General features: G+C 71.6%; 23 protein-coding genes, 1 tRNA gene and 1 pseudogene. 13 read left to right on the top strand and 12 right to left on the bottom strand.

Going from position 1 to position 24,948, the window contains the following annotated elements; genetic code table 11:
* Nucleotides 1-81: 81 nt before the first annotated feature.
* From E3328_RS11040 to E3328_RS11065, 6 genes are all read right to left on the bottom strand, one after another.
* Nucleotides 82-1,398 carry an RNB domain-containing ribonuclease gene (locus tag E3328_RS11040; RefSeq protein WP_135364608.1) on the bottom strand — a complete coding sequence of 439 codons (1,317 nt, stop codon included), beginning with the start codon at nt 1,396-1,398 and terminating at the stop codon, nt 82-84.
* 95 nt (nt 1,399-1,493) lie between these two features.
* On the bottom strand, nt 1,494-1,787 hold the full coding sequence (locus E3328_RS11045) for a DUF7562 family protein (RefSeq protein ID WP_135364609.1): 294 nt from the start codon (nt 1,785-1,787) through the stop codon (nt 1,494-1,496).
* Between the two features lie 73 nt (nt 1,788-1,860).
* Nucleotides 1,861-2,277: a DUF2267 domain-containing protein gene (locus tag E3328_RS11050; protein WP_135364610.1), complete on the bottom strand. Its 417-nt coding sequence runs from the start codon at nt 2,275-2,277 to the stop codon at nt 1,861-1,863.
* Between the two features lie 87 nt (nt 2,278-2,364).
* Complete coding sequence (locus tag E3328_RS11055; RefSeq protein ID WP_135364611.1) at nt 2,365-3,006, bottom strand: DUF7979 domain-containing protein; 642 nt, start codon at nt 3,004-3,006, stop codon at nt 2,365-2,367.
* Between the two features lie 84 nt (nt 3,007-3,090).
* Nucleotides 3,091-4,515 carry an MFS transporter gene (locus tag E3328_RS11060; protein ID WP_135364612.1) on the bottom strand — a complete coding sequence of 475 codons (1,425 nt, stop codon included), beginning with the start codon at nt 4,513-4,515 and terminating at the stop codon, nt 3,091-3,093.
* Nucleotides 4,516-4,903: 388 nt separating this feature from the next.
* Nucleotides 4,904-6,157 carry a hypothetical protein gene (locus E3328_RS11065; RefSeq protein ID WP_135364613.1) on the bottom strand — a complete coding sequence of 418 codons (1,254 nt, stop codon included), beginning with the start codon at nt 6,155-6,157 and terminating at the stop codon, nt 4,904-4,906.
* A 319-nt stretch (nt 6,158-6,476) separates the two neighbouring features.
* Between E3328_RS11065 and E3328_RS11070 the strand changes: the two genes are divergently transcribed.
* A complete protein-coding gene (locus E3328_RS11070) occupies nt 6,477-9,188 on the top strand; it encodes a cation-translocating P-type ATPase (RefSeq protein ID WP_135364614.1) in 2,712 nt (903 codons plus the stop codon).
* Nucleotides 9,189-9,292: 104 nt separating this feature from the next.
* Complete coding sequence (locus E3328_RS11075) at nt 9,293-9,754, top strand: pyridoxamine 5'-phosphate oxidase family protein (RefSeq protein WP_135364615.1); 462 nt, start codon at nt 9,293-9,295, stop codon at nt 9,752-9,754.
* 20 nt (nt 9,755-9,774) lie between these two features.
* On the opposite strand, the gene E3328_RS11080 is transcribed toward E3328_RS11075, so the two are convergent.
* The 3 genes from E3328_RS11080 to E3328_RS11090 form a co-directional block, all read right to left on the bottom strand.
* Nucleotides 9,775-10,353, bottom strand: coding sequence for a VIT1/CCC1 transporter family protein (locus tag E3328_RS11080; protein WP_135364616.1), 579 nt, complete (start codon nt 10,351-10,353; stop codon nt 9,775-9,777).
* Nucleotides 10,354-10,355: 2 nt separating this feature from the next.
* Nucleotides 10,356-10,646 carry a DUF211 domain-containing protein gene (locus E3328_RS11085; protein ID WP_135364617.1) on the bottom strand — a complete coding sequence of 97 codons (291 nt, stop codon included), beginning with the start codon at nt 10,644-10,646 and terminating at the stop codon, nt 10,356-10,358.
* 94 nt (nt 10,647-10,740) lie between these two features.
* Nucleotides 10,741-11,817 (bottom strand): lysylphosphatidylglycerol synthase domain-containing protein, encoded by a 1,077-nt coding sequence (locus tag E3328_RS11090; RefSeq protein ID WP_167837367.1) that lies wholly within the window; start codon nt 11,815-11,817, stop codon nt 10,741-10,743.
* Between the two features lie 939 nt (nt 11,818-12,756).
* On the opposite strand from E3328_RS11090, the gene aglM reads away from it, so the two are divergent.
* Nucleotides 12,757-14,055 carry a UDP-glucose 6-dehydrogenase AglM gene (aglM, locus tag E3328_RS11095; RefSeq protein ID WP_135364619.1) on the top strand — a complete coding sequence of 433 codons (1,299 nt, stop codon included), beginning with the start codon at nt 12,757-12,759 and terminating at the stop codon, nt 14,053-14,055.
* Nucleotides 14,056-14,098: 43 nt separating this feature from the next.
* Here the strand turns inward: aglM and E3328_RS11100 are convergent, their stop codons facing one another.
* Together E3328_RS11100 and E3328_RS11105 are read right to left on the bottom strand one after the other, a co-directional pair.
* On the bottom strand, nt 14,099-14,602 hold the full coding sequence (locus E3328_RS11100) for a hypothetical protein (protein WP_135364620.1): 504 nt from the start codon (nt 14,600-14,602) through the stop codon (nt 14,099-14,101).
* On the bottom strand, nt 14,595-15,098 hold the full coding sequence (locus tag E3328_RS11105) for an OB-like fold-containing membrane protein (protein ID WP_135364621.1): 504 nt from the start codon (nt 15,096-15,098) through the stop codon (nt 14,595-14,597). The genes E3328_RS11100 and E3328_RS11105 overlap by 8 nt, the downstream gene beginning before the upstream one ends.
* Nucleotides 15,099-15,217: 119 nt before the next feature.
* On the opposite strand from E3328_RS11105, the gene trmY reads away from it, so the two are divergent.
* The 8 genes from trmY (at nt 15,218) to cofG (ending at nt 21,854) form a co-directional block, all read left to right on the top strand.
* Nucleotides 15,218-15,814 carry a tRNA (pseudouridine(54)-N(1))-methyltransferase TrmY gene (gene trmY / locus E3328_RS11110; RefSeq protein WP_135364622.1) on the top strand — a complete coding sequence of 199 codons (597 nt, stop codon included), beginning with the start codon at nt 15,218-15,220 and terminating at the stop codon, nt 15,812-15,814.
* A 96-nt stretch (nt 15,815-15,910) separates the two neighbouring features.
* A tRNA-Pro gene (locus E3328_RS11115) sits at nt 15,911-15,983 on the top strand.
* Nucleotides 15,984-16,160: 177 nt separating this feature from the next.
* Nucleotides 16,161-16,466 carry a putative quinol monooxygenase gene (locus tag E3328_RS11120; RefSeq protein ID WP_135364623.1) on the top strand — a complete coding sequence of 102 codons (306 nt, stop codon included), beginning with the start codon at nt 16,161-16,163 and terminating at the stop codon, nt 16,464-16,466.
* A gap of 135 nt (nt 16,467-16,601) precedes the next feature.
* Nucleotides 16,602-17,507: a complex I NDUFA9 subunit family protein gene (locus E3328_RS11125; RefSeq protein ID WP_135364624.1), complete on the top strand. Its 906-nt coding sequence runs from the start codon at nt 16,602-16,604 to the stop codon at nt 17,505-17,507.
* 302 nt (nt 17,508-17,809) lie between these two features.
* Complete coding sequence (locus tag E3328_RS11130) at nt 17,810-18,994, top strand: tubulin/FtsZ family protein (protein ID WP_135364625.1); 1,185 nt, start codon at nt 17,810-17,812, stop codon at nt 18,992-18,994.
* The gene (locus E3328_RS11135; RefSeq protein WP_246022972.1) at nt 18,963-19,742 is read left to right on the top strand and encodes a hypothetical protein; all 780 of its coding nucleotides are present in this window, start codon (nt 18,963-18,965) and stop codon (nt 19,740-19,742) included. The genes E3328_RS11130 and E3328_RS11135 overlap by 32 nt, the downstream gene beginning before the upstream one ends.
* Nucleotides 19,743-20,384, top strand: a complete 642-nt coding sequence (cofC, locus tag E3328_RS11140; protein WP_135364627.1) for a 2-phospho-L-lactate guanylyltransferase — start codon at nt 19,743-19,745, stop codon at nt 20,382-20,384.
* A 321-nt stretch (nt 20,385-20,705) separates the two neighbouring features.
* Nucleotides 20,706-21,854, top strand: a complete 1,149-nt coding sequence (cofG, locus tag E3328_RS11145; protein ID WP_135364628.1) for a 7,8-didemethyl-8-hydroxy-5-deazariboflavin synthase subunit CofG — start codon at nt 20,706-20,708, stop codon at nt 21,852-21,854.
* Between the two features lie 24 nt (nt 21,855-21,878).
* On the opposite strand, the gene E3328_RS11150 is transcribed toward cofG, so the two are convergent.
* Nucleotides 21,879-22,694, bottom strand: a complete 816-nt coding sequence (locus tag E3328_RS11150; RefSeq protein WP_135364629.1) for a beta clamp domain-containing protein — start codon at nt 22,692-22,694, stop codon at nt 21,879-21,881.
* 264 nt (nt 22,695-22,958) lie between these two features.
* Here E3328_RS11150 and E3328_RS11155 point away from each other — a divergent pair, with 264 nt between their 5' ends.
* Together E3328_RS11155 and E3328_RS11160 are read left to right on the top strand one after the other, a co-directional pair.
* Nucleotides 22,959-23,516: a DUF8102 family protein gene (locus E3328_RS11155; RefSeq protein WP_135364630.1), complete on the top strand. Its 558-nt coding sequence runs from the start codon at nt 22,959-22,961 to the stop codon at nt 23,514-23,516.
* A gap of 343 nt (nt 23,517-23,859) precedes the next feature.
* Nucleotides 23,860-24,948 (top strand): annotated as a pseudogene (locus tag E3328_RS11160) (hypothetical protein); the annotation flags it as partial.

Here is a 24,948-nt window from a genome sequence, read left to right on the forward strand (position 1 = left end):
TTTCTATCCGCGATCCGAGAGGTCCGGGGCGGGGGTGCCGGACGGCCCGAGCCGACCGCCGATACCGGCGCTCGCCCGGTGCTACTCCCCGTCGTCGACGACCTCGACCCCGCGGTTGTTGACGGCGCTGGGGTCGAGGCCGACCTCCTCGAGGAACTGCTTGTACTCGCGTTCGCACTGCTCGGCGTCTTTCTGCTGGTCGGAGGCGTGCTTGCACAGCGCCTGGAGGTCCTCGGGCACGTCGTTGGTGTGGACGATCCAGTGGTTGATGAGGTCGGAGAGCCGGCGGATGGGCGAGGTGAAGTGGCCGTAGATCTCGAAGTTCAGCGCGTGGTGGCCGCCGAACGGGTCGCTCATGTACTTCGCGCGGGGCATGACGAACATCACCGCCCGCTGGATCTTCGAGAGCTGTCGACCCGGGGCCTCCTCCAGCGTCGCGTTGACGGCCTTCCGGGGGTCGTCCCAGGCGCTCCCGGGGATCGAGACGCCGTCGAGGTCCTGGATCTCCTGCAGCGCCTCGTCCCACTCCTCGGGGGAGGGCTGGGGGTGGACGCGGTACATCGCCTCGACGCCGCGGTCCCACATGAGCTCGTGCGTGACGGCCTTGTTGGCCTTGAGCATGCACTCCTCGATGATGGTGTGGGCGCGGTCGCGGGCCGGGTTCAGGACGAGCGAGCCGTCCTCCTTGCGCTGCTCGTGCATCCGGTCGGCCAGCTCCCAGACGAGTTCGGTCTTCTCCGCGAGGTCCACGTCGGTGTCCTCTAGCATGTCGTCAGCGCTGTCGGGATCGTCGAGGATCTCCTCGGCCTCGGAGTAGGTCAGGCGGGCGTCGGACTCGATGACGGATTTGTAGATGTCGATCTCCTCGTAGGAGAGCGTCTCCGGGTCGAGGTGCATCTCGACGGTGTGGGCCAGGCGGTCCTCGTTGGGGACCAGCGAACAGACCGTCTCGGCGAGGATCGGCGGGAGCATGTGGATGGTGTAGTCGGGCAGGTAGACGGTGTTGCCCCGCTCGACGGCCTCCTCCCACATCGCGGTGTCCGGGTTCACGTAGTGGGTCACGTCGGCGATGTGGACCCAGAGGACGTACTCGTCGTCCCGTTTCTCGACGGAGATGGCGTCGTCGAAGTCCTGGGCGTCGATGGGGTCGGTCGTCCAGGTCGTCATGTCGCGCAGGTCCCGGCGCTCGTCGATCTCGTCGGCGATCTCTTCTTGAACGCCCTCCGTGCGGGCCTCGGCCTCCTCGATCACCTCGGGCGGGAACTCGTCGCGGATCTCGAACTTCTCGAACAGCTCCTCGCGCTTGTTCGCCAGGTGGCGGGCCATCTCCTCGTCGATCTCGACGGGGCCCTGGCCCTCGACCGTGCCGGCCTGGGCCTGGGCGTCCTCGGTAGTCATGTAGCGGGCTATGACCAGGGTACAGATAGGCTTTCTGTGGTGGCCCCGCAGCGGACGGCGGAGCTAGCGGCCCGAGTCGGCCGAAACACGGCCGGCTACTCCTCGACGGAGTCGCCGCGCTCGGCGAGTTCGAGGTAGGTCGCGAGGAACGTCTCGCGGTCGCGGTCGTCGGCGGCCGTCTCCACGTCTTCGAGGAAGGCTTCGAGGTTCCCGCGGGGCTGGTGACACCGCTCGCGGTCGCAGGGCTTGCAGAGGTACTCGAACTCCTTGCCCTCCCGGTCCCAGCGGTCGCCGAACTTGTCGTACTCCCGGGCCGACGACCGGGCGACCGAGTCACCGCAGGCGATACAGGTCACCTCGTTGCGACCCCGTTGGCCGGAGCGCCACATGGATCGCGCTTGGAGCGACGCCCACTTAGCACTTGGCGGTGATCACTGAGGCCGCGTTAAGTCGGGTGACCGCTCACTCGGCCGCCGCGCCGTCGACCAGTTCGAACAGGTCCGCCCACCCCTCGTCGGCGGGCAGCTGGTCGCGGAGCTGGTCGAGCTGTCCCTCGGGGACCGCCTCGGCGACGACGGCCACGACCGTCCGGGCGTGGTGGGCCACGTCGGCGCGGTCGTCCGGCGCCGTCTGCCCCTCCCGCTCGGCGACGCGGTCGAGAAAGTCGTCCCAGTCGAAGTGCTGGCCGTGCTCGGCGACCGCGCCCGTCAGGTAGAAGTCGACCTCCATCGGGAGCGGGCCCGCGAGGTCCGTGGCCTCGCCCGCCTGGATCCGCTCGCCGAGCGTCGTCAGCGTCGCGCGGGTCGCGCGGACGGCTTCCCCCGTCCCGGGCAGTTCGAGGCGGTGCTGGACCGCTCCGGTGAACTCATCGAAGTTCATCGCGTTCGAGCTACACGGAGCAGGCCCAAAAGCGACGGACCGGCAAGTGACGGGTCCCGGTCGCGCCCGCGAGGCGGCGGGGTCGGCTCACTCCTCGGTGACCGTCGGCCGGGGCTCGTAGGGGTCGACGTCGATGGCGCCGTGAGCGAAGCTCCGCGTGCCCGACTCCACGAGGTACGTCTCGTTGTCGTACCGGACGGTGTCGGGCAACTCGACGCCCTCCTGGTCCGGTCCCGGGCAACACCCCGAACCGGTGCGGACCCGGTCGAACAGTCGGCGTTGTTCGGTCGAGAGGTCCCCGTAGGCGACGACGCGCTCGTCGTCCGACACGTTCGCTGTGTCGACCAGGTACGCGGGCGTCCCGTACACGTACCGGACCGCCCAGAGCCGGCCGTCCGCGTACACGTACCCGAGGTCGCCGAACGTCTCGACGGCTCCCTCGGACTCCAGCTCGACCCACTCGTCGGCCCCGCGTGCGGCCTCGAACGTCTCCCGGTCGCCGGGCGCCAGCGACGACGCCAGGGTCACCTCGTCGCGGTCGAGGCCATCCGGGAGGTCGACCGGGGTCGGCGTCGCCGTCGCCGTCGCCCCCGCGGTCGGGCCGGCCGCCGGGGCGGTCGTGGGCCCCGGGGATGGCGTTCCAGTGGTGGCCTCGGTGGCCGACCCACCTGCCCCGCAGCCGGCGAGTGCGACGACGGTACAGAGGGCGAGCGCGTGGACGGGGCGCATACTCGTCTTGGGGTGGCGGCGGCCGAAGTAAGTGCTTTGTCCGTCACGACGAGGGAGAGCGGGTACGGCCGCAGGTAGTGGACGCTACTCCCCGTCGCGTTCCGACTCGATCCTCACGCCGAAGGCTTCGGGGTCGGCGTCGGCGACCGGCGGGAGCCGCCGGAGTCGCGGGCGGACGGCGAGATACAGCGCCGTGAACCCGAAGCCGAAGGCCGCCAGCCCGACCGTGGTCGCTGTCCCCAGCAGTTCGGCGACGAGCCCGCCGGCCAGCGATCCGAGCGGCAGCGTCGCGCCGGAGGCCGTGCCCTTGATCGTGGAGACCCGCCCGAGCAGGTCCGGCGGGAAGACGGTCTGGTTCAGCGTCGCCGTGAGCACGCCGCTGGCGCCCGCGGGGATCCACGCGAGCCCGAACAGAGCGACGGTGAGCGCCGGCGACGGCGCGACCACCGCGCCGAGCCAGCATGCGGCGCCGGCGGCGTTGCCGACGAGCAACAGCCGGCCGTAGGCCACCCCTTCGAGGTACGGCGCCAGCAGCGAGCCGACCAGCCGACCGACGCCGAGCGCCCCGAGCAGCGCCCCGTAGACCGCGGGGCCGCCGAGCGCGTCGCCGTAGGCCGGCAGGACCGCGAGCGTCACCCCCGTCGCGAGGTTCGCCACCGCGGTCGTCAACACCAGCTCGACGAAGACGGTGCCGCGCAGCACGTCGATCCCGTCGCGCAGGTCCGCGACGTACGAACCGAGTATCGACTCGTCGTTCGTGTCGGACTCCTCGCTCACGTCGGATTCGTCGGCAGGCTCCCCGTCGTCGGCTCGCGACACCGCGACCCCGGCGAACAGGAGCGCGGCGAGCGCGAACGTCCCCGCGTCGAACAGGAACAGCGCCGTCGCGCCGAAGACGGCGATGAAGGCGCCGCCGAGCGCGTCGAAGATCATGTCCAGCCCGAGCGTGACGGTGGCGAGCGCGGAGTTCGCCTGCGACAGCTGCTCGTCGGGGACGATCCGCGGGACGACCGTCGCCTGCATCGGCGCCATCAGCAGCGTCGCCAGCGTCAGGACGGGGACGACCGCGAAGATGACACCGACGCTCAGGTTCCCGGTCGCCGCCGCGAGCGGCAGGGCAAGGACGACCACGCCCTGCAGCAGTTGCGACCCGACGAGGACCGGTCGAAGGGGAAGGCGGTCGACGACCGGGCCGGCGAGGATCTGCAGGAGCCACGGGAGCAACAGGACGGCGTTTGCGACCCCCGTGAGGACCGTCGAGCCGCTGAGTTCGAAGACGAGCCAGAGGACCGCGACCGTGTAGAGGCTGTCGCCGGCGTTGGTGACGAACTGCCCCGCGAAGAAGCGACGGAAGTCGCGGTTGCGCCACAGCGGCCGCTCGGCGGTGGGTCCCGCGGCGCCGGTCCCGGCGTCCGTCTCGTCAGTCCCGGCATCCGTCCCGTCAGCCCTGGCGTCCGTCCCGTCAGCCCCGGCGTCCGTCCCGTCGGCCGTCTCGGTCGCGGCGGTCATCGACGACCACCTCCGACGGACAGGTCCGGCGACCTGAGCGGGCAGTTCGATAGTTCGAGCGGTCCCGGCGACCGCGAGCGATGCGGCTGGCGTCGGTGCGATTCGTCGTGAGAGTCCCGGACGGGGGACCCGGCGGATGTCGGCATGTGCGTGCGTGTTCGACCGAGCGAGTGCGGTTACGGAGCGAAGCGAACCCGAGTGCTGCAGCTATCGGGCCGCTCGCGCCGCGGGCGGCGAGCGCGGGTCGAACACCGGACGACCGACGATCCGGCGAGTCATTGAGCGCCTCGTCCGGGTCGTGCGCGAGGGAGCACATAGAACTGACGGTGCCGTGGGACGCCGTCGCAGGCCCGTGCGCGACGCCCGGAGAAGCGGTGTCACCGTCCGCTCACCCGCGGACCGGGCCCACGTCGTGGCGGAGCGCCCAGCGGTCCTCGCGGGGGTCGAGCCGGTGGGGTTCGCTGCCGCGCTCGGTGACGATCCCGGCGTGGTACAGCATCGCCTTCAGCTGGAAGACGGTCGGCGAGTGGTAGGCGTCGCCGTCGGCCAGCGCCTCGATTCGGAGGTCGCCGTCGTCGGTCAGCGCGCGGCCGCGCACCCCCTCGTCGCCGCGGAGGAACAGCTCGACCGTGAACGTCGGGTGCAGCCCGTGCAGGTACTCGACGAACTCGCGGAGCGTGGGGCGACGCTCGCCGTCGTCGTGCAGCGACTGGAGTTCGGTGACGAGCAGCTCGGTCGCGGGGTAGGCGTAGACGACGCGGCGGGCGAGCTGGCCCCACCTCGGCGCGACCTCGCAGAAGCGCTTTCGGGAGCGTTTCCAGTCCTCGAAGGCGTCGAGCGCGGCGTCGACGCTCCCCGCCTCGTCGAGCGCGAAGCGGACGACCTCCTTGCCCAGCGCCGTCAGCGTCGTCCGGTCGGGCTCGACGGCGACGAGGTTGAGAAACTCCGCACCCGCTCGGGCGGCGTCGGTCGCGCCGACGACGCGCTCGGCGAGGACGGTCTCGGTGTCGCGGTCGTGGGCCACGGCGAGCGGGTAGGCGAGGTAGTTCTTCGGGTGGTTGAGCCCGAAGCTCTTGCCGGCGACGCCCTGGGCGCTGGCCTGGAACCGAATGCTCGTCGCCGCGTCGGCGGTGCGGTTGCCGACGACACGGGGGCGTTCGACCGCCCGAACGTCGCCGTCGGTCCCGACCGCGAGGACGCCGACGTTGCACTCCCGCGCCAGCGAGCGGTCGGTCTGGGTGATCGCCGCGGCCGGCGCCGCGAGGAAGGCGACGTTGGCCTCCCCGAGGCGGTCGCGGGCCTGGACGATTCCCCGTTCGGTGTCGACGCCGCCGCCGGCGTAGCCCTTCGCCTCGACGGCGATCAGCGGCGGCTCGCCGCCCAGCCGGTCGACCGCGAGCAACTCGTCGTCGAGCGGACGGACGCCGACGAGGTCGGGGTAGCCGGAGCCGACGCGGACGTGGTTGAACGGCGCCAGCGCCTCGCGGATCGCCTCGTCGACGGTCGTCCGGTCGACCCACCGCTCCTGCGCGAACTGGGTGTCGACCACGGCGTACGCCTGCGCGCCGTCCTCCGGGAACAGCCGCCGCTTGGCCCGGGCGAGCACGCGCGGTTCCGTCAGGTCGTCGGCCGCCGTCGCCATGGTACCCCGACTGGCGAGCTCGCACAAAAAGGGTGGTGTCGCATCGCCAGTCGCCGCGGTCACGTCTGGTACCCCGGATATCGTCGCCGTTCGCGTGTCGCGCGCCGATCCAGGCGGGGATCCGCACTATCCCCGGAGCGCTGTATGAACCACATATCGCTATATTTAATCCGGAAGTGCGCGTCGAGTGGTCGACGAGGCGGAACACAGAATTACGGGCGGTTCGGGCTATATCTGTGCGATTTCGGGAACCTGTGGGTCGCGCGACCGGCGCCAGCCTACCAAACACCGATGGGGCCAGCGGGCGAATTCCGATCCGGTGACAGATACCCCACACAGCCGGCCGGTCGACGAGGTGCTCGCCGAGGCCGGGGTCGAGGAGTCGGGGCTGTCGTCGGCCGAGGCCGTCGAGCGCCGCGCAGAGCACGGGCCGAACGAGATCGCCCGCGCCAGGGGCCGGTCGCCGGTCGACATCTTCCTCGCGCAGTTCGACAGCTGGCTCATCTGGGTGCTGCTCGCCGCGGCCGCCCTCTCGGTGTGGGCCGGCCACGCCGTCGACGCCGTGCTCATCACCGTGATCGTCGTCGCCAACGGCGTCTTCGGGTTCGCGCAGGACTACCGCGCCGAGCGGAGTCTCGAATCGCTCCGCGAGTTGACGGCGCCCACCGCCGTCGTCCGCCGCGACGGCGGGACGGCGGAGGTAGCGGCGACCGAACTGGTTCCCGGCGACGTGGTCGAACTGTCGGACGGCGACGTGGTACCGGCGGACGGTCGGCTCGTCGAGACGACGGGGCTGGAGGTCGACGAGGCGGCGCTGACCGGCGAGAGCCTCCCGGTCTCGAAGTCCGTCGAGCCGGTCGAACCGGACGCGCCGCTCGCGGAACGGTCGTCGATGGTGTACAAGAGCACGGCGGTCACGAGGGGGAAGGCCGCCTTCGTCGTGACCGCGACCGGCGAGGACACGGAGGTCGGGGGCATCGCGCGCCAGCTCGCCGACACGGAGGAGACGGAGACGCCGCTGCAGGCCGAGCTGGACGACCTCGGGCGGACGCTCGGGCTCGGCGTCGTCGCGCTGGCCGCGCTGGTCGTCCCGCTGCTGTGGTTCCGCGGAGTCGAACCGCTGCAGACCGCGCTGACCGCGGTGTCGCTGGCCGTCGCGGCCGTCCCCGAGGGGCTGCCAGCGGTCGTGACGCTGACGCTCGCGCTGGGCGTCCGCCGGATGGCCGACGAGAACGCCCTCGTGCGGCGGCTGCCCGCCGTCGAGGCGCTCGGCGCCGTCGACGTGGTCTGTACCGACAAGACCGGCACGCTCACAGAGGGGCGGATGGCCGTCAGCCGGCTGTGGGTCGCCGACGGCGTCGTCAACTTCGACGACGTGATCGACGACGCGGCGGGCGGGGCGGCCGCCTCGAACGGCGGCGCGGCCGCGGGGATCGACTCCGCGGCGGGCGCGTCCACGACCGAGGCCGACCGCGTCGACCTGCTGCTGCGGGCGGGGGCGCTGTGCAACGACGCGACGGCCGAGGCGGGCGACCCGACCGAGCGGGCGCTCGTCGCGGCCGCCGAGGATCGAGGGTTCGACGTGGCCGCGCTGCGCGAGCGGAGTCCGCGGACCGACGAGATCCCCTTCTCCTCGGAGCGCAAGTGGATGGGGACGGTTCACGGCGACCGCGCCTACGTCAAGGGCGCGCCGGAGGTCGTCGTCGAGAAGTGCTCGCGCGCCCTGACCGACGACGGGTCGGTCGAGCTGGACGAGGCGGGCGCCGAGCGGATCCGCGAGCGGACCCGCGAGTTCGCCGACGACGCGCTGCGGGTACTCGCGGTCGCCTACACCGAGGACGGGCGCGGCTTCGACGCGGACGGCGAGGGGGAACTCGACGGCGCCGACGACCTGACGGACCTGGTGTTCGTCGGGCTCGTCGGGATGATCGACCCGCCGCGCGCGGAGGTGGCCGACGCCATCGCGCGGACGCGCCGGGCGGGCATCGACGTGAAGATGATCACCGGCGACAACGTCCGGACGGCCGCGGCCGTCGGCGCGGAACTCGGACTGGGCGGCGACGTGGTCGAGGGCCGGGAGATCGAGGCGCTGAGCGACGACGAACTCCGCGAGCGCGTCGGCGAGGTGGACGTGTTCGCCCGGGCCTCGCCCGGGCACAAGGTCCGGGTGTTGCGCGCGCTCCAGGCGAACGGTCGGACGGTGGCGATGACCGGCGACGGCGTCAACGACGCGCCGGCGCTGAAAAACGCCGACGTGGGCGTCGCGATGGGCGTCCGCGGCACGGACGTGGCCAAGCAGGCCAGCGACGTGGTGTTGCTCGACGACAACTACGCGACCATCGCCCGGGCGGTCGAGCGCGGCCGCGCCATCTTCGACAACGTCTGGAAGTTCGTCGCCTACCTGCTCAGCGCCAACGTCGCGGAGGTCGCCATCGTCTTCCTCGCCTCGCTGTGGGGGTATCTCGTCCTCCCAGCCGTCCAACTGCTGTGGATCAACCTGCTGACCGACGGGCTGCCGGCGCTGGCGCTGGGCGCCGACCCCGAGAGCGGCGACGTGATGGAGCGGCCGCCGCGGGATCCCGAACAGGGCATCGTCGACCGGCCCATGCTCGGCGTCATCGGCGGTACGGGGGTGGTGACGACCGCCGTCATGCTGGGCCTGCTCGCCGTCCTGCTCGACGGCGCAAGCGAGGTCGACGCCTACGTGCGGACGATGGTCTTCACGGCGTTCGTCGTCCTGGAGTTCGGGAAGCTGTTCGTCATCCGGTGGCTGCGCGAGACGCCGACGCTGTCGAACCGCTGGCTGTTCGCGGCGGTCGCGGGCTCGCTGGCCCTGCAGCTGGCCGTGCTGTACACCCCGCTACGCCGGTACTTCGACACGGTCGCGCTCGGCGTCGGGGACTGGGGGATCGTCGCCGGTGTCTTCGCCGTCACCGTCCCCGCGTACCTGCTCGTGGCCGCGGGCGTCCGCCGCCTGCGCGACACGGGCGCGGCTGCGGGAGCGGATCCACACACGGAAACGGGTGACTGACCGCGCGTGACCGGGACGGGGATCGAACGGGCGGGATCACCGATCCCCGCCGGATCGACGGCGTCGGCCGCGGGCTTATCAGCGTGACGCGCGTACCGGAACGTATGACCGACGCCGAGGAGATCGAGATGGGGGCGGAGGAGGTCGACCGATTCCTGGGGAGCGGGGGAACGGGAGTCCTCTCGCTGTCGACGGTCGGCGACGAGCCGCCGGACGCCGTCCCGGTGTCGTACGGCTACGACGCCGAGGACCGGGTGTTCTACTTCCGGATCTCCGTCGGCCACGACGACGATCCGGGGGAGCTGGCCGGCAGGCCGGTGACGTTCGTCGCGTACGGCGACGAGGACGGGGACGACGACGGGCGATGGCGCAGTGTCGTCGCGCGCGGCCGGTTGCACGACACCGAGGAGGCGGGGATCGAAACGGAGACGCTCGCCGAGATGGAGCGGATCGACATCCCGCTGGTCGACGTGTTCGAGGAGCCGCTGCGGATGGTGTCGTTCGACTTCTTCCGGCTCGACCCCGACGAGTTCACCGGCCGGCGGGAGTCGCTCGTCAACGATTGAGGGAACTCCCCGTCCGGTCGCTACCCCGGCAGGAAGACGTTGATGACGGCGACGACCAGCCCCGCCAGTCCCATCCGGGCGGCGGCGACGTACCAGCGCTGGCCGGAGATCGACCCCATGTAGGCGCCGAACGCGCCGAGGACGCCGACGCCGAGCGCGACGGAGACGAGCGCCGCCTCGACCATCGAGAAGGCGGTCCCCTCGAAGGCGAAGGGGAGGAGAGTGATCAGGATGCCGATGAGCGGGCCGAGGCCGCTGGCGACGGCGTGGACGACGCGGGCGCCGCTCTGTTCGTGCTCGATGCGCGTGTCGTCGAGGTCGGTGAGCATCGCCCGTTCGACGCGGCGGACCGCCGCGCGCGTCTCGGCGCGCTCGATCTCCCAGACGCTCCAGACCGCCGAGGTGCCCAGGCCGACGGCCGCGCCGGCGCCGATCTTGATGACCGTCGCGCCGTCGGGCACGCCCGAGAGGACGGCCCCGACGACGACGCCGATGGCCGTGAGCGTCCCGTCGAAGCCGTTCGAGACGAAGTAGCGGCGGGCGATCGAGAGCACGTCCTCCTTGCCCAGCAGGCGGCGGGCGCGGTCGAGCGCGGACACGGTCAGCCGTCCTGTGGCGTGGGGCGGTCCTCGACGACGTAGTCGCCGCAGGCCACCTCGTCGACGGAGTGGACCGTCCCGCTCAACTCCTCGACGGCGGCCTCGACGGCGTCGTAGTCGAGGTCTTCGCCCTCCAGCGTGACCTTGACGTTCTGGACCTCCTGGTCGAGTTCGACCAGCGACGTGCTCGCGCCCTCGACGGAGTCGAGTTCGCTCAGGCGCTGGGTGAACGCGAGCAGCGGCGGGTCGTGCGGTTTCAACACGTCCACGACGAGCCGGCGAACGGGTGCCATGGTGTGCCGTCGGACCGCGACGTACAAAAAGGCGAGTCGCCCGGGACCCCTCGGACCGTCGCCGCCGGCGCCGCGACGCGTCGACGTGCCGGCATCAGTCGCCGGCCCCGGGATCGCGCTCACGGAACCACCCGAGCGACGCCATCGCGGCGACGACAGCGCCGCCAGCGACGAGCGCGGGACCGGACGTGGCGACGCGGTAGACGAGGACGGCCGCGCCGGCCACCGGCGCGACGGCGCTCGTGCCCGCGGCGAGCAGGCCGACCAGCGCGGCGTCGACGCCGCTGCCGCCCGGGGCCGGGACGACCGCCGCCGCGACGGCGGCGGGGATCACGGCCAGCAGGACGCCGACCGAGACCGACTCCCCGACCGCGCGGAACGAGAGCCACAGCGCGACCACGGTCAGCGCGTGGGCGACGGCCAGCAGTCCGACCAGGGTCACGATCTGTCGGGGCGACCCACCGCGTAGCCGCGCCAGCGCGGCCCGGAACCGGTCCGCCCGGTCGGCGACGGCCGCCCGGTCCGGCGGCGAGACCCGGGGGACGACCCGGAGCGCGCCGGCGAGTCGCGCGACCAGCGAGACGAGGGCGGCGGTCGCGCGGTCGCGGACCCGCCAGAGGACGACCCCGCCGGCCGCGGCCAGGGCGACGAAGCCGACGCCGACCGCCGCCAGTGCGGTCACGTCACTGCTTCCGGCGCCGGCGGTCGCCAGCAGGTAGCCGACGCCGACGACGCCGAACGCGCCGACGAGGGCGTTGGTGAGCGCGCTGACGGCGACGACCGCGGCGACGCCGTCCTCGTAGTCGGCGTCGGAGGTGCGCGCGACGAGCAGGCCGTTGACCGGCGCGCCGCCGGCCTGGCCGCCCGGGGCGACCGTGCTGACGACCGTCGTCGCGACGTACGCGCCGAGGACCCGACCCACCGGCGCGTCGTGGCCGAGGATACCGAGGAGGACGCGCAGCGCGAGCCCCCTGGCGACCAGCACCGCGACCGCGACGGCCGCGACGAGCGCGACCGTCCGCCCGTCCGCACCGGCCAGCGCCGTCCCGACCGCGTCGGGGCCGACGAGCGCGACCGCCCCGGCGACCGCCGCCAGCGTCGCGACCACCGCGAGCGCTCTGCGCCCGAGTCGGTCGGTGGGGAGCCGGGACCGGTGGGTCGCCGAACTCACGGTATCACCCGCCGCCAGACGTGCCCGCCACTGGCCGCTTGTTGCCGTGTCAGGATCCGTCCGTTTCCGTGCCCGTACATGTCGAATCGCCCGTCCCGCGTACCCGTGGAGATCGTACCCGCGTTTGGGGTCACACGGACATAACTGTGACGCGAGCGGCGACGTTCCGTACGAACGGACGCCGTTGCAGTGAGCCGCTGCGGTGCGGTCGGCGTGCGCTGTCGTCTCGGAATCGCTTGCGATTCCGATGGGCCGTCGGAGCTTGCTCTGACGTTGGCGCGCGTTCATGCGCGCGACGGCATCGCGCGAGGGATGAGAAGCGCAGCTTGCGAGCAGCGAGGGGCCGGCGGTCCCTCGGGCCATGCGGGCGACCCGAGCGTCGCCCGCAGACAGCGCAAGAGGCTGGGGAGGTGTGAGGTCCCCTGCGGTGCGGTCACGGTGCTGTGCGGTCGCGGTCCCTGCCGGACTGAACGGGCGAGGTGCGCTCGCGTGTAGTTTAGTCGTCTGAGCGACCCCTATCCGCGCGGTGCGAGGCACGTGGCACCTCGAAGCGAACGGCTGTGCCGTGAGCGGGCGGTGCGGAGAGCGCGGATATCCCGCTTGGTTCGAGAGAGCGGAGCTCTCGTCACTGAGCGAATCGGAGATTCGCGAGGTCCGCAGGAGCGGAGCTCCTGCGAGATCCCGAAAATCGAATATTTTCGGCGACAGCGACCGCGAGCGCGCCGAGGGCTTTCATCGCTCGCTATCGTCTGTGGTCGATCCAACTCCGAGCGAGCGCGCCGAGGGCGTTCACCGGTCACAGTCGAGTGCGGTCGCTGTCGTGTCCGTTTCATCTACGCCAGAACAACCGGAAACAACTACTCGACTCGCAACGCGAACGGCTGGCCCTCGCTCGGTCGATCCGAATCCTGAAGACGGCGGCGGACAACCCATCCGTCAATGCACGTCAGCATCGTGGGCAGCGGCTACGTCGGGACGACGGTCGCCGCCTGTCTCGCCGACCTGGGGCACGAGGTGACGAACGTCGACATCGACGGGGACATCGTCGCCGCCATCAACGGCGGCGAGTCGCCGATCCACGAGCCCGGCCTCGACGACCTGGTGGCCGACCACGCCGGCGAGACCCTGCGGGCGACCACCGACTACGACGCCGTCCGCGAGACCGACGTGACCTTCCTCGCCCTGCCGACCCCCTCCGAGGACGACGGCGCCATCGACCTGACGTACATGGAGGCCGGCGCCCAGTCGCTGGGCGAGGCGCTCGCCGAGAAAGAGGGCGACCACCTCGTCGTCGTCAAGAGCACCGTCGTCCCCGGCTCGACCGAGGAGACGATCGCGCCCGCCATCGAGGAGACCTCGGGGAAGACCGCCGGCGAGGACTTCCACGTCGCGATGAACCCCGAGTTCCTCCGGATGGGCACCGCCGTCGAGGACTTCCTCGACCCGCAGAAGATCGTCTTCGGCGCCCGCCGGCCGGCCGCCTACGACACCCTCGGGGAGGTGTTCGCGCCGCTGGTCGCGGAGAGCGACGCCGCCGTCGTCGAGACCGGTATCCGCGAGGCCGAGATGATCAAGTACGCCAACAACGGTTTTCTGGCGTCGAAGGTCTCCCTTATTAATGACATCGGGAACATCTGCAAGGAGTTCGACGTCGACGCCTACGAGGTCGCCGACGCGATCGCCCTCGACGACCGCATCGGCGGGAAGTTCCTGCGCTCCGGGCTCGGCTGGGGCGGTTCGTGTTTCCCGAAGGACACGAACGCGATCATCGCGGCCGCGCGGGAGGCGGGCTACGAACCGCCCGTCCTCGAGGCCGCGGTCGAGGTGAACGACCTGCAACCGGAGCGACTCCTCGCGTTGCTGGACGAGCGGGCGGACGTGGCCGGCGAGCGCGTCGCCGTCCTCGGCCTCTCGTTCAAGCCCGGGACCGACGACGTTCGCAAGACCCGCGCGGTCCCGGTCATCGAGGGCCTCCAGGAGCGCGGTGCGGAGGTGGTCGCCTACGACCCCGTGGCGACCGAGAGCTTCGACGAGCACTACCCCGAGATCGAGGTCGCATACGCCGACAGCGCGGCCGAGGCGCTGGACGGTGCCCGCGCCGCGGTCGCGGTCACCGACTGGGACGAGTTCGCCGCGCTCGATTCGGAGTTCGACGCGATGGCCGAGCCGCTGGTCCTCGACGGCCGCCACATCGTCGAGCGCCGCGACGGCATCGAGTACGTCGGCCTGACCTGGTGAGCGTCTCCGCTCGTCGGCGCGTCGCCGTTTTTGGTGGCGGTTGCTACTCTGTGTCCCCGTCGCGCCCGATCTGACGGTCGACGGCGAACACGAGCGCCGCGGCGACGACCGCGGCGACGAGCACCCGCGGGTCCGAGGTGACGTAGAGGCTCGGCGTCGGCGGTCGCCACCAGGTGACCGGGTAGAGCCACGGGCCCGCGCGGCCGTCCGCGAACACCCTGAGCCCGTCCACCGCCAGCGACAGCGACCCGCCGGCGGCGAGGAATCCGAACGCCCGTCGCCGGTGGCGGGGTCCGAACGCCAGCGCGACGGCGCCCGCCACCAGCCCCACGCCGCCCAGCGTGCTCACCGCGCTCCAGGAGAACGGGACGCCGAGCGCGGCCTCGACCGTCGCCGACCCCAGCAGGAGGTCGACCTTCACGAGGTCGGGGATCGTGCCGCCGCACATCCCCACCGCGACCCACCGGGGCGCGATCCGGTCGGCTCCCCAGCTCGCGACGGTCAGGACGACGTAGACCGCGAGGACGTGGGTCAGCAGGTCAGCCATCCCGGCTCACCTCGCGCTCGTCCGCTCGCGCCTCGAACGCCAGCGACCCCCGGTCGACTCGCCAGCGGCGGAGGAACAGCGCGACGGCGAACAGCGCACCGACCGCCGAGACGGCGTACTTGTAGCCCTTCGAGCCGCCCGCCGGGTTGACGACCGCGACGGCCGACGCGTCGATTGTCCGGTCCGCCCGGAGGGTGCCGTACACCTGCACGACGCCGCCGGGCCGGACGCGCTCGGCGAAGCCGGTCACAGTCATCTCGAAGCGGCCGGCGGCCGAGTCGACGCGGACGGTCGCCCGGTCGGCGCCGGCGTCGACCCGCCGGACCGTCCCGAACAGCAGCGTCCGCTCGCCGACGTGGGCGTCGTAGTCGGTGACGAGTTCCTCGGGCTCGGGGTACGGGCTCTGGCTCGGCGCGACGGCGTCGTAGTGAACGCACAGTCCCCCGAGGACGCCGAGGAGCGCGACCACGCCGGCGAGCCGGACCAGCGGATGCACGCTCCCGTGTCGCGAGGCCGACGAGAAAACGTTTTCGCGCCGTCCGCCGGCGCCGGGTGGCCCGTCGACACGCGGCGCACTTCGACGGAGGTATACCCCGACCGCGCCTCCCCTCGCTCATGCGCCAGTTCGTCGTCCTCGGTCACGACGCGCCGACGACCCCCGACTTCTCGCTCGACGACATCGCCGGCGGCGCCGGCCGCCTCGACGTGCTCTGTCGCTGCGTCACCTCGGCTTTCTTCCTCTCGCACGACATCCGTGAGGCCGTCCGGGTCCACCTCGTGCTGGCCGACGAGTTCACCGTCACCTTCGACGGCCGGGAGTTGCGCCGGCTCAACCCCGACGAGCGCTCGACGGCCGCGCTCGTCCGGGGTGCACTGGAAGAGCGCGAGGAGGCCATCGGCCACCAGCCCGTCGAGACCTCGCCGGGCGTCTCGCTCACCCGCCGCGGGTTCGAGCCGACCCTCGACGCCGCCGCCCGCGACGGCACCGTCGTCCAGCTCCACGAGGACGGCGACCCCGTCGTCGCCGCCGACCCGCCGAGCGACCCCGTGTTCGTCCTCTCGGACCACCGCGATTTCTCGGCCGGGGAAGCCGACCTGCTGGCCGACGCCGCCGACCGCCGGGTGCGGCTGGGGCCCGAACCGCTCCACGCCGACCACGCGATCACCGTCGCCCACAACTACCTCGACACCGACGGCTTCACCGAGTACTGACCTCGCTCGTCGGTCCGGGCGGCCCGCCGTCCCGGGGTGAGCGCGCTTCGGAACTGTTAAAAACGGCCGGCCTCTCCGTACAAGTGCTACCAGCACGGGCCGGTGGGGTAGCTTGGTATCCTTCGGCCTTCGGGTGGCCGTAACCACGATTCAAATTCGTGCCGGCCCACTTTTCCACCGCACTACTCCCCGAGCGGCGGCTATATCGGTCGTACACCTGTTTGCAATACTGACGGGCGACCGGGGTGTCCCACCGTGGACGGTCGGCGGCAAGAGCGGTCACGGTCCGCTTCCGAAACTGTCCGGTTCCGTGGTCTATTTTTCGGCGGCGCCTCGGGATGTGCCCGTGATCGTACTCCACGCGTCGTTCCCGATCGACCCCGAGCACCGCGACGAAGCGCTCGAACTGGCCGACGACCTCGTCGAGCGGTCCAGCGAGGAACCCGGTATGATCGACTACCGGGCGACCGTCGACCTGCAGGACGAGAACGTGATCCGCTTCTTCGAACAGTACGAGGACGCGGCCGCCTTCGAGGCCCACACCGAAACCGACCACTTCCGGGCCTTCGAGGAGCGCCTGCCGGATCTCCTGGCCGGCGAGCCCGAGGTCCGCCGGTTCGAGGTCGAGTCGGCGACCGAGCTCGAACTCTGAGCGGCGGCGTCGCCAAGGACGGCGGACTGCCGGGGCCGCAGTCGCGGGGCGGAGCACTCTGAGGCGACCGCCCCGACGCCGTACACGACCAGTTGGGCGGGAACGTTTAGGGATCTGGCCCCGAATCGTTCTGACATGAACGTACTCGTCGTCGGCGGGAGCGGGTTCGTCGGGACGCACCTCAGCGAGGAACTGGTCGAGCGGGGCCACGACGTGACGGTCCTCTCGCGGAGCCCCGACGGCGAGGGGCTGCCGGCAGCCGTGAACACGTACGCGGGGGACGTGACCGACTACGACAGCATCGAGGGCGCCTTCGAGGGGCAGGACGCGGTCGTCTACCTCGTGGCGCTGTCGCCGCTGTTCAAGCCCGACGGGGGCGACGAGATGCACGACCGCGTCCACCGCGGCGGGGCGGAGAACTGCCTGCGGGCCGCGGCGGAACACGGCGTCGAGCGGTTCGTCCACCAGAGCGCGCTCGGCGCCGACGCCGACGGGCCGACCCACTACCTGCGGGCGAAGGGCCGCGCCGAACAGCTGGTCCGCGACTCCGACCGCGAGTGGGTGATCTTCCGACCCTCTATCATCTTCGGCGAGGGCGGGGAGTTCGTCGAGTTCACCAAGAAACTGAAGTCGTGGTTCGCGCCGGGCGTGCCGGTGTACCCGCTGCCCGGCGGCGGCAAACAGACGCGGTTCCAGCCGATCTGGGTCGGGGAGTTCGTCCCGATGATGGCCGACGCCGTCGAGGACGACGCCCACGTCGGCGAGACCTACGAGATCGGCGGTCCGGACGTGCTGACGCTCCGGGAGGTGACCGAACTCGTCTACGACTCGGAGGGGAAGTCCGTCTCCATCGTCCCGCTGCCGATGGCGATGGCGAACGTCGGCCTCACCGTACTGGGGAGCGTCGGGTTCCCCATGGGCAAGGACCAGGTCCGGTCGCTGCGGCTGGACAACACGACCGACCGCAACGACGTGGACGCCTTCGGCGTCTCCGAGGCCGACCTGACGACGTTCCGCTCGTATCTCGGGCTCGCCGGCTGACCCCACGGCCGTCGCTGACCGCTGCCTCCTGGCCGCACCGTTCGACTGTCGGGTATCGGCGTGCTACGCCGTAGTATGGACCGCTTTCCCGCCGACCGTCCGTGGTGTGTTCGCACTTCAATCGCCGGCTGCACCTGGCTATCGTTCGACACCCCTCTCACCGGAGAAAGAACGGCCTACCCGGCCACGGTCGTGCGGTTCCCCGGTAACGAGTTACTACTATGACAGCATCAGGTTCGATACCCGGACAAAAAGCTTATATTCGCGATGGGACTGTTTATTTCTCAACGGTAACGGCAGCTATGAAACTGGCGATGATCGGCTTCGGGCAGGCCGGCGGCAAGATCGTTGACAAGTTCCTCGAATACGACGAGGCCACCGGGAGCGGTATCGTCCGCTCCGCGGTCGCGGTCAACACAGCGAAAGCGGACCTGCTCGGGCTAGAACGAATTCCGGAGGAGAATCGAGTACTGATCGGTCAGGCGCGCGTGAAGGGTCACGGCGTCGGGGCCGACAACGAGCTCGGCGCGGAGATCGCCGAGGAAGACATCGACGAGATCCAGGGAGCCATCGACAACATCCCGGTCCACGAGATCGACGCGTTCATGATCGTGGCGGGGCTCGGTGGCGGGACCGGCTCGGGCGGTTCGCCGGTCCTGGCGAAACACCTCAAGCGGATCTACACCGAGCCGGTGTACGGCCTGGGCGTGCTGCCCGGCGGCGACGAGGGGGGCATCTACACGCTCAACGCCGCCCGCTCGTTCCAGACGTTCGTCCGCGAGGTCGACAACCTGCTCGTGTTCGACAACGACGCCTGGCGCAAGTCCGGCGAGTCCATGGAGGGCGGCTACGAGCAGATCAACGACGAGATCGTCCGGCGGTTCGGCGTCCTCTTCGGGGCCGGCGAGGTCGGTTCCGGCGACGAGGTCGCCGAGAGCGTCGTCGACTCCTCGGAGATCATCAACACGCTCTCCGGCGGCGGCGTCTCCACCGTGGGCTACGCCGCCGAGACCGTCGAGGAGCAGGACTCGGGCGGCCTGCTCTCGCGGTTCAAGGGCGACGACGACGGCCTCGACGACAGCGGCATGGACACGGCCAACACCACGAACCGGATCACGTCGCTGGTGCGGAAGGCGGCGCTGGGGCGGCTGACCCTGCCCTGCGAGATCGACGGCGCCGAGCGGGCGCTGCTCGTGATGAGCGGTCCGCCGGACCACCTCAACCGGAAGGGCATCGAGCGCGGCCGCAAGTGGCTCGAGGAGCAGACCGGGTCGATGGAGGTCCGCGGCGGCGACTACCCCGTCAACGAGAACAACGTCGCCGCCTCGATCCTGCTGTCGGGCGTCCACAACGTCCCGCGGATCAAGGAGCTCCAGCAGGTCGCCATCGAGGCCCAGGACAACATCGACGACATCCGGCAGCAAAGCGAAGAGAACTTAGAGGAGTTGGTGGAAGATGACGAGGATGAGTTGGATCCGCTCTTCTAAGAGCGCCGCGCTGGTCGCATTGCTCGCCCTCTCGCTCGCGGCGGCCGGGACAGCCGGGGCTATCTCGGTGTCGCCCGGTGAGGTTCCCGAGGAGACGCAGGTCGGCGAGACGGTGACGACGACGGTGACCGTCGAGGACCCGTTCGTCGACATGCCCGACGAGTGGACCCTCCGGGGGAGCACCGAGCTGGAGAACGTCAGCTGGACGGTGACGGTCCGCCAACAGGGCGAACAGGTGAGCCAGGAGACGTTCGGCGACCGGTCGTTCGAACACCCGCTCAACGCCAGCAACAACGGTGACACGGTGGTCGTCGAGCTCACCGGCGACACGCCCGCCATCGAGAACTACACCTACGAGCCGGCCGAGACCTACACGCTCTACGACTTCGAGTCGGTCCAGGGGAGCTCGACGAGCGGCCTGAACGCCACCGCCGTCCACCACTACACGAACGCCAGCAAGGACGCGCGCGAGTCCATCGACGAGGCCGCCGAGGCGATCAACGCCTCGGGGGCGGACGACGGTCAGGACGACCTCGACCAGGCGATCTCCGCCTACGAGAACGGCAACTTCGAGAACGCCGAGTCCAACGCGGAGGACGCCCTGGAGGCGGCCGAGCAGGCCGAGCAGTCCGCCCAGCGCAACCAGACCATCCTGATGGCCGTCGGTGCGCTGGTGGTCCTGGGGATCGTCGGCGGCGGCGTCTACTACTGGCGCTCCAACCAGGACGAACCCACGAAGCTGCAGTAGATGCGCGTCGTCGTCCCGTTCGCCCCCGAGCGGCCCAAGACCCGCCTCGCGCCGGTCTTAGACGAGGCCGAGCGGGCCGCGTTCGCGCGGACGATGCTGGACGACGTGCTTTCCGTTCTTTCGACGCTCGACCGCGAGCGACGGGTCCCGGTCGACCCGCTCGTCCTCTCGACGGCACCGGTCGACGCCGACGCGCCGGTCGCCGTCGACGACCGACCGCTCACCGAGGCCGTGAACGACCGCCTGCCCGCGGCCGACGACGACGACCCGGTCGCGGTCGTGATGGCCGACCTGGCGCTCGCCACCCCCGGGGCGCTCGAACGGCTGTTCGAGCCCGACGCGGACGTGGTGATCGCGCCCGGCCGCGGCGGCGGGACGAACGCCCTCGTCGCCAGGGACCCGGCGTTTCGCGTCGACTACCACGGCGTGTCCGTCCGCGACCACCGGACGACCGCCGGCGAGGCCGGCCTGTCGGTCACAGAGGTCGACTCCGCCCGGCTCGCGACCGACGTGGACGAGCCGGCCGACCTCGTCGAGGTGTTGCTCCACGGCGAGGGCGCGGCCGCGGCGTGGCTGCGCGAGGCGGGCTTTTCGGTCGTCGCGGCCGACGGCCGCGTGGACCTCGAACGGAGTTCGGACTGATCCCGAACGAAATTCGGACAACGGTTTTCACGTGGTGTGCCGACGGTCCACACGCACGGGTCGACCCCGTGCGGACGGGCCGCGTCTCGCGTCGGCACCGCGGCCGCGTCGCCGGGTCCGCTCCCAGTCACCCCACCCGGGGCGCGGTCGGCCGTTCCGCGGCCGGCGGTCCCGGGTCCGCCGCCGGCCGTCCATTGTTCGCTTCGGCGGACCCGACCCCGCTGGCTCCGACCGTTCTCCCCCCGGCTACGCTCCGCTCGCCGCCCGTCCCCCGTCTCCGGGAGCGTCAACGCTTTGCCGGTCGAACGTGGACGGGCGAGTGTGATCCCCGGCGCCGACGAGTACGACGTGGCCGTCGAGCCCGACCCCGACGAGGTCGAGCGCCTGCTCTCGGTCACGCCAGCGGACGTGACGGCCGCCGACGAGCTCACCTTCGCCCGCAACGTGTTCGTCCCGCTGACGACCGCCTGCCGGTACACCTGCACCTACTGCACCTACTACGACCCGCCCGGCCAGGCCGAACTCATGTCCCCCGAGGACGTGCGCGAGGTCGTCCGGACCGGCGCCGACGCCGGCTGCACGGAGGCCCTGTTCACCTTCGGCGACGACCCCGACGACCGCTACACCGCGGTCCACGACCAGCTCGCCGAGTGGGGCCACGACTCCATCCACACCTACCTCCGGGAGGTCTGCGAGATCGCCATCGAGGAGGGGCTACTTCCCCACGCCAACCCCGGCGACCAGACCCGCGAGCAGATGGCCACCGTCGCGGACGTGAACGCCAGCATGGGCGTGATGCTCGAAACCACCGCCGACGTGCAGGCCCACGGCGGCCCGCGCGCGAAGAACCCCGGCCAGCGACTCAACACCATCCGCACTGCGGGCGAACTCGGCGTCCCGTTCACGACGGGCATCCTCGTCGGTATCGGCGAGGACTGGGCGGACCGCGCCGAGAGCCTGCTGGCCATCCGTGAACTCCACGACCGCTACGACCACGTCCAGGAGGTGATCGTCCAGCCCGTCCGCGAGAACGAGCGCTGGTCGGGCGGCTCGCCGGGCGTCGAGACGCTACGACGCACCGTCGCGATGGCCCGCGCGGCACTGCCCGAGGAGGTGTCGGTGCAGGTCCCCCCGAACCTCGCGCCCGTCAGGGACGTGCTCGACTGCGGCGTCGACGATCTGGGCGGCGTCTCCCCGGTCACCGACGACCACGTCAACCCCGACTACAAGTGGCCCGCACTGCGCGAACTGGAGGACATCGCCGACTACGCGGGCGTCCCGCTCTCCGAACGGCTCCCGGTCTACGAGCGGTATCTCCCCGCGCGGTTCCGCTCGGCGGGGGTCGAACCGGCCGACCCGCCCGCGGAGGCCGACCGCTGGGTCTCCGCGCGGGTCGCCGACGCCATCGACGCCGACGACGACGCCGGACGGCGCTACCGTGCGGTGCTGTCGGACGGGACGGCGGAGTAGGCGTTCGACGCCGGCGACTCGCCTCTACCGCCGGATCCTCGGCGCCAGCAGCCACCGTCCCGTCCCCGCGCCGCCCGCGAACGGGTGTTCGAGCGAGAGCGGACAGCCGCCCTCGTCCCCGCCGACGAACTCGACGGTCACCGCCACGCCGTCCGGGATCGCGCCGACGATATCGCGGAGGTAGTCGACCGAGTACAGCGACTCGACAGCCCCCGCGTCGAGCGCGTCGAGAGCCTCGTCGTCGAAGTCGAGCCGTACGTCGTCGGTGTCGCCGCTGGCGGCGACCGTCAGCGTCCGCTCGTCGGGGTCGACCGCAAACGTCGCGTGGTCGGCCACCAGGTCCGCGGCCCGGACCGCTCGCCGGAGGTCCTCCGCGGCCATCGTCGCGCTCGACGCGGTCGGCCCCGCGTCGACCCACTGGACCTCCCTGACCGCCTCGGCCGCGATCGGCGCGAACGCGTACTCGACCGCGCCGGCACTCACGTCGAAGCGGCCGCCCTCGCCGAGCGCCAGCCGGACCGACTCGCCGTCGGCCAGTGAGACGGCGTCGCCGAGTCGGTCGAGCGCCACGCCGAACGTCGCCTCGTCGGCCTCGTAGGCGTCGAACGCCCCGCGGTCGAGGCGCAACTCGGCCATCGCCACGTCCGCCGGGTCGCGCGCCCGGAAGGCCAGGCCGTCCTCGAACCGCACCCGGCACTCGTCGGCGACCGCCGCCGCGGCGTCGACGGCCGTCGCCAGCCGGTCCCCCCCGACCCGCACGTCGAGGGTCCGGTCGGCCGGGTCCGTCCGCCGGTTCGCTGTCGATTCCGTACCGTCGTCCTGTCGCTGTTCGGGAGTCATGTCTGTGGTCGTCGGCTGGGGAGCAAGCGTTATCCGGCGCGTCGACGAACCGACGACCGGGCGCTCGCCCCGATTCCCGCGGCCGGCGACACCTGCCAGGGAGCCCGGCCGCGCGGTCGTTACCGCCCGAGCGACTGCGTTCGCGCTCGGTACGACTCCCCGTTCCCCGACGACCCCGTTAAGCGTTGCGTCGGTCGAGCGGTCCGTAACTCGGTACGGAGTACAATTGCTTAAATAGGACCAGAATATAACCCGTAACAAGTTATGTCGGGGAACGAGCGACCGCGGGGGATCCTCTCGCCCGCGGACCGGGCGTACCTGCGCGGCGAGACGACCTTCGGGAGCGACCAGAGCGAGCGCAACGCCCGCGCGCGGATCCGCGAGCGGGTGCTCGCGGGCCTGCGGGACTTCGACCTGCTGGCCGACGCGCTCGCCGAGCGCGACCGCGAGCTCGTCTTCGGGAAGCACGTCGGCGACGACCCGGAGGCGGTCCGGTCGCTCATCGCCGCGCTCGCCGTCCTCTACCGCGGCGCCGAGGAGGCCGGGCTGGAGTTCGGGACGCTCCTCGAAGAGGGCGTCAGCCGCGCCGAGGCCGACCGGTCGGTCGCCGCGGGCGTCGACTTCGAGGTGCGCCGCGAGCCGCTCGACCCCGACCGCCTCACGCGCAAGCTCCGCCGGACCGGCTCGCTCACGCTCTCCGAACTGGCCTACCTCCGCGAGACCGACGACGTGAGCCTCGACCGGCTGCTCGACCGCTACGCGACCGACGTGGAGACCGACGAGAGCGACGACTGGGTCCAGGCGAAGATGACGAGTTTCTGACCGGCTTTCCGGCGGCGGGGTGAGCGAGGTCTGCCCGCCCGCCGCCGAAAACGTGGGCGGACACACCGTCTGAGCGACTCTGACGCCCTTCGTGAGCAACGCGAGGGAGGTCGCCTCCGCGGGCACCTCCCCGTTCCGGCGGTCGAACCGCGGACCCGTGGCGCCGATGCCGGCGATACGCGCGAGAATCGAACGTCGTCGCCCAGCCGCTCTCGGCCCTTATCGCGTGCGATAATCGCCCCCGAATAGTTATCTCGGGGAGCGCGGAACGTGGTGGCAACGTGACGGGACCGAGTGACTGGCCAGCTAATGAAAGCCGAGCGATCAGGGGGAGCCGGCGCCGATGAGCGGCGACTCGGCGCGGTTCGGGTGGCTCCCGGCCGCGGTCCGCGACGAGCGAGCCGCCGCCCTCGCGGCGACGCCGACGCGGGTCCTGTTCGGCGGCCGGCCGGGGCTGGCGCTGTTCTGCGGGGCGCTCGCGCTCTACCTGTCGACCTGGCGCGTCGGCGTCTTCTTCAACGACATCGGGCTGTACACCTGGACGCTCGAACGGCTGGCAGACGGGCGGCTGTCGCTGGGCGTCCCGGGCGAACTCGGGCGGAGCTACCCCGGGATGCACTACCGCGACGGCCGGGTGTGGGGCCGCGGGTACGGTCTGGTCGCCCTGGCCCTGCCGGTCTACTGGGCGGTCGAGGCGCTCGACCCGCTGGTCGACCTGCGCTGGCTCGTCGTCGCCGCGTTCAGCGCGCTCGTGGCCGCGACGACCGCGCTCGTCGGCGACCTCGCCGGCCAGCGTCGGCGCGGGGTCTGGGCAGGTGCGGGACTGGCCGCGCTCGCGCTGGCCGGCAACGCCTGGTTCTACAAGCCGCTGCGGGTCGACCCGTCGACGGTCGCCTTGCAGCTGGCGACGATGCTCGCGGGCGCGGTGGTGGTCGTCGCCGCCTACCGGCTGGTCGCGCTCCGGCACGGCCGGACCGTCGGCGCGCTCGCGGGGGCGGCCGTCCTGCTGGGGACGCCCGTCGCCTTCTGGGCGAGCACGCCGAAGCGACACACCCTCTCGGCGATGTTCGTCCTGCTGGCGGTGTACGCGTTCGCGGCGAGCCGCGAGGACGGCCGCACGCCCCTGGAGAGTGCGGCGCTCCGGGGCGGCGCCTTCGCCTGCGGCGGCCTGCTCGCGTGGGTCCACGCGCCCGAGGGGATCACGCTGCTGGCCGCGCTCGCCGTCGTCGACCTCCCGACGGCGCCCAGGAACGACCGGCGCACGCTGGCGGTCGTCGCCGGGCTGGCCGGCCTCGCGCTCGTCCCCTACCTCGCGACGAACGCCGTCGTCTCGGGCAACCCGCTGCTGCCGCCGCACTTCCTCGACTCCTACCACGGGGCGTCGCTGGCCGAACTCGCCGACGGCGGGGCGACCGCGGGCGCCAGCGGCGGT

The organism is Halosimplex halophilum (assembly GCF_004698125.1).
Classification (GTDB): domain Archaea; phylum Halobacteriota; class Halobacteria; order Halobacteriales; family Haloarculaceae; genus Halosimplex; species Halosimplex halophilum.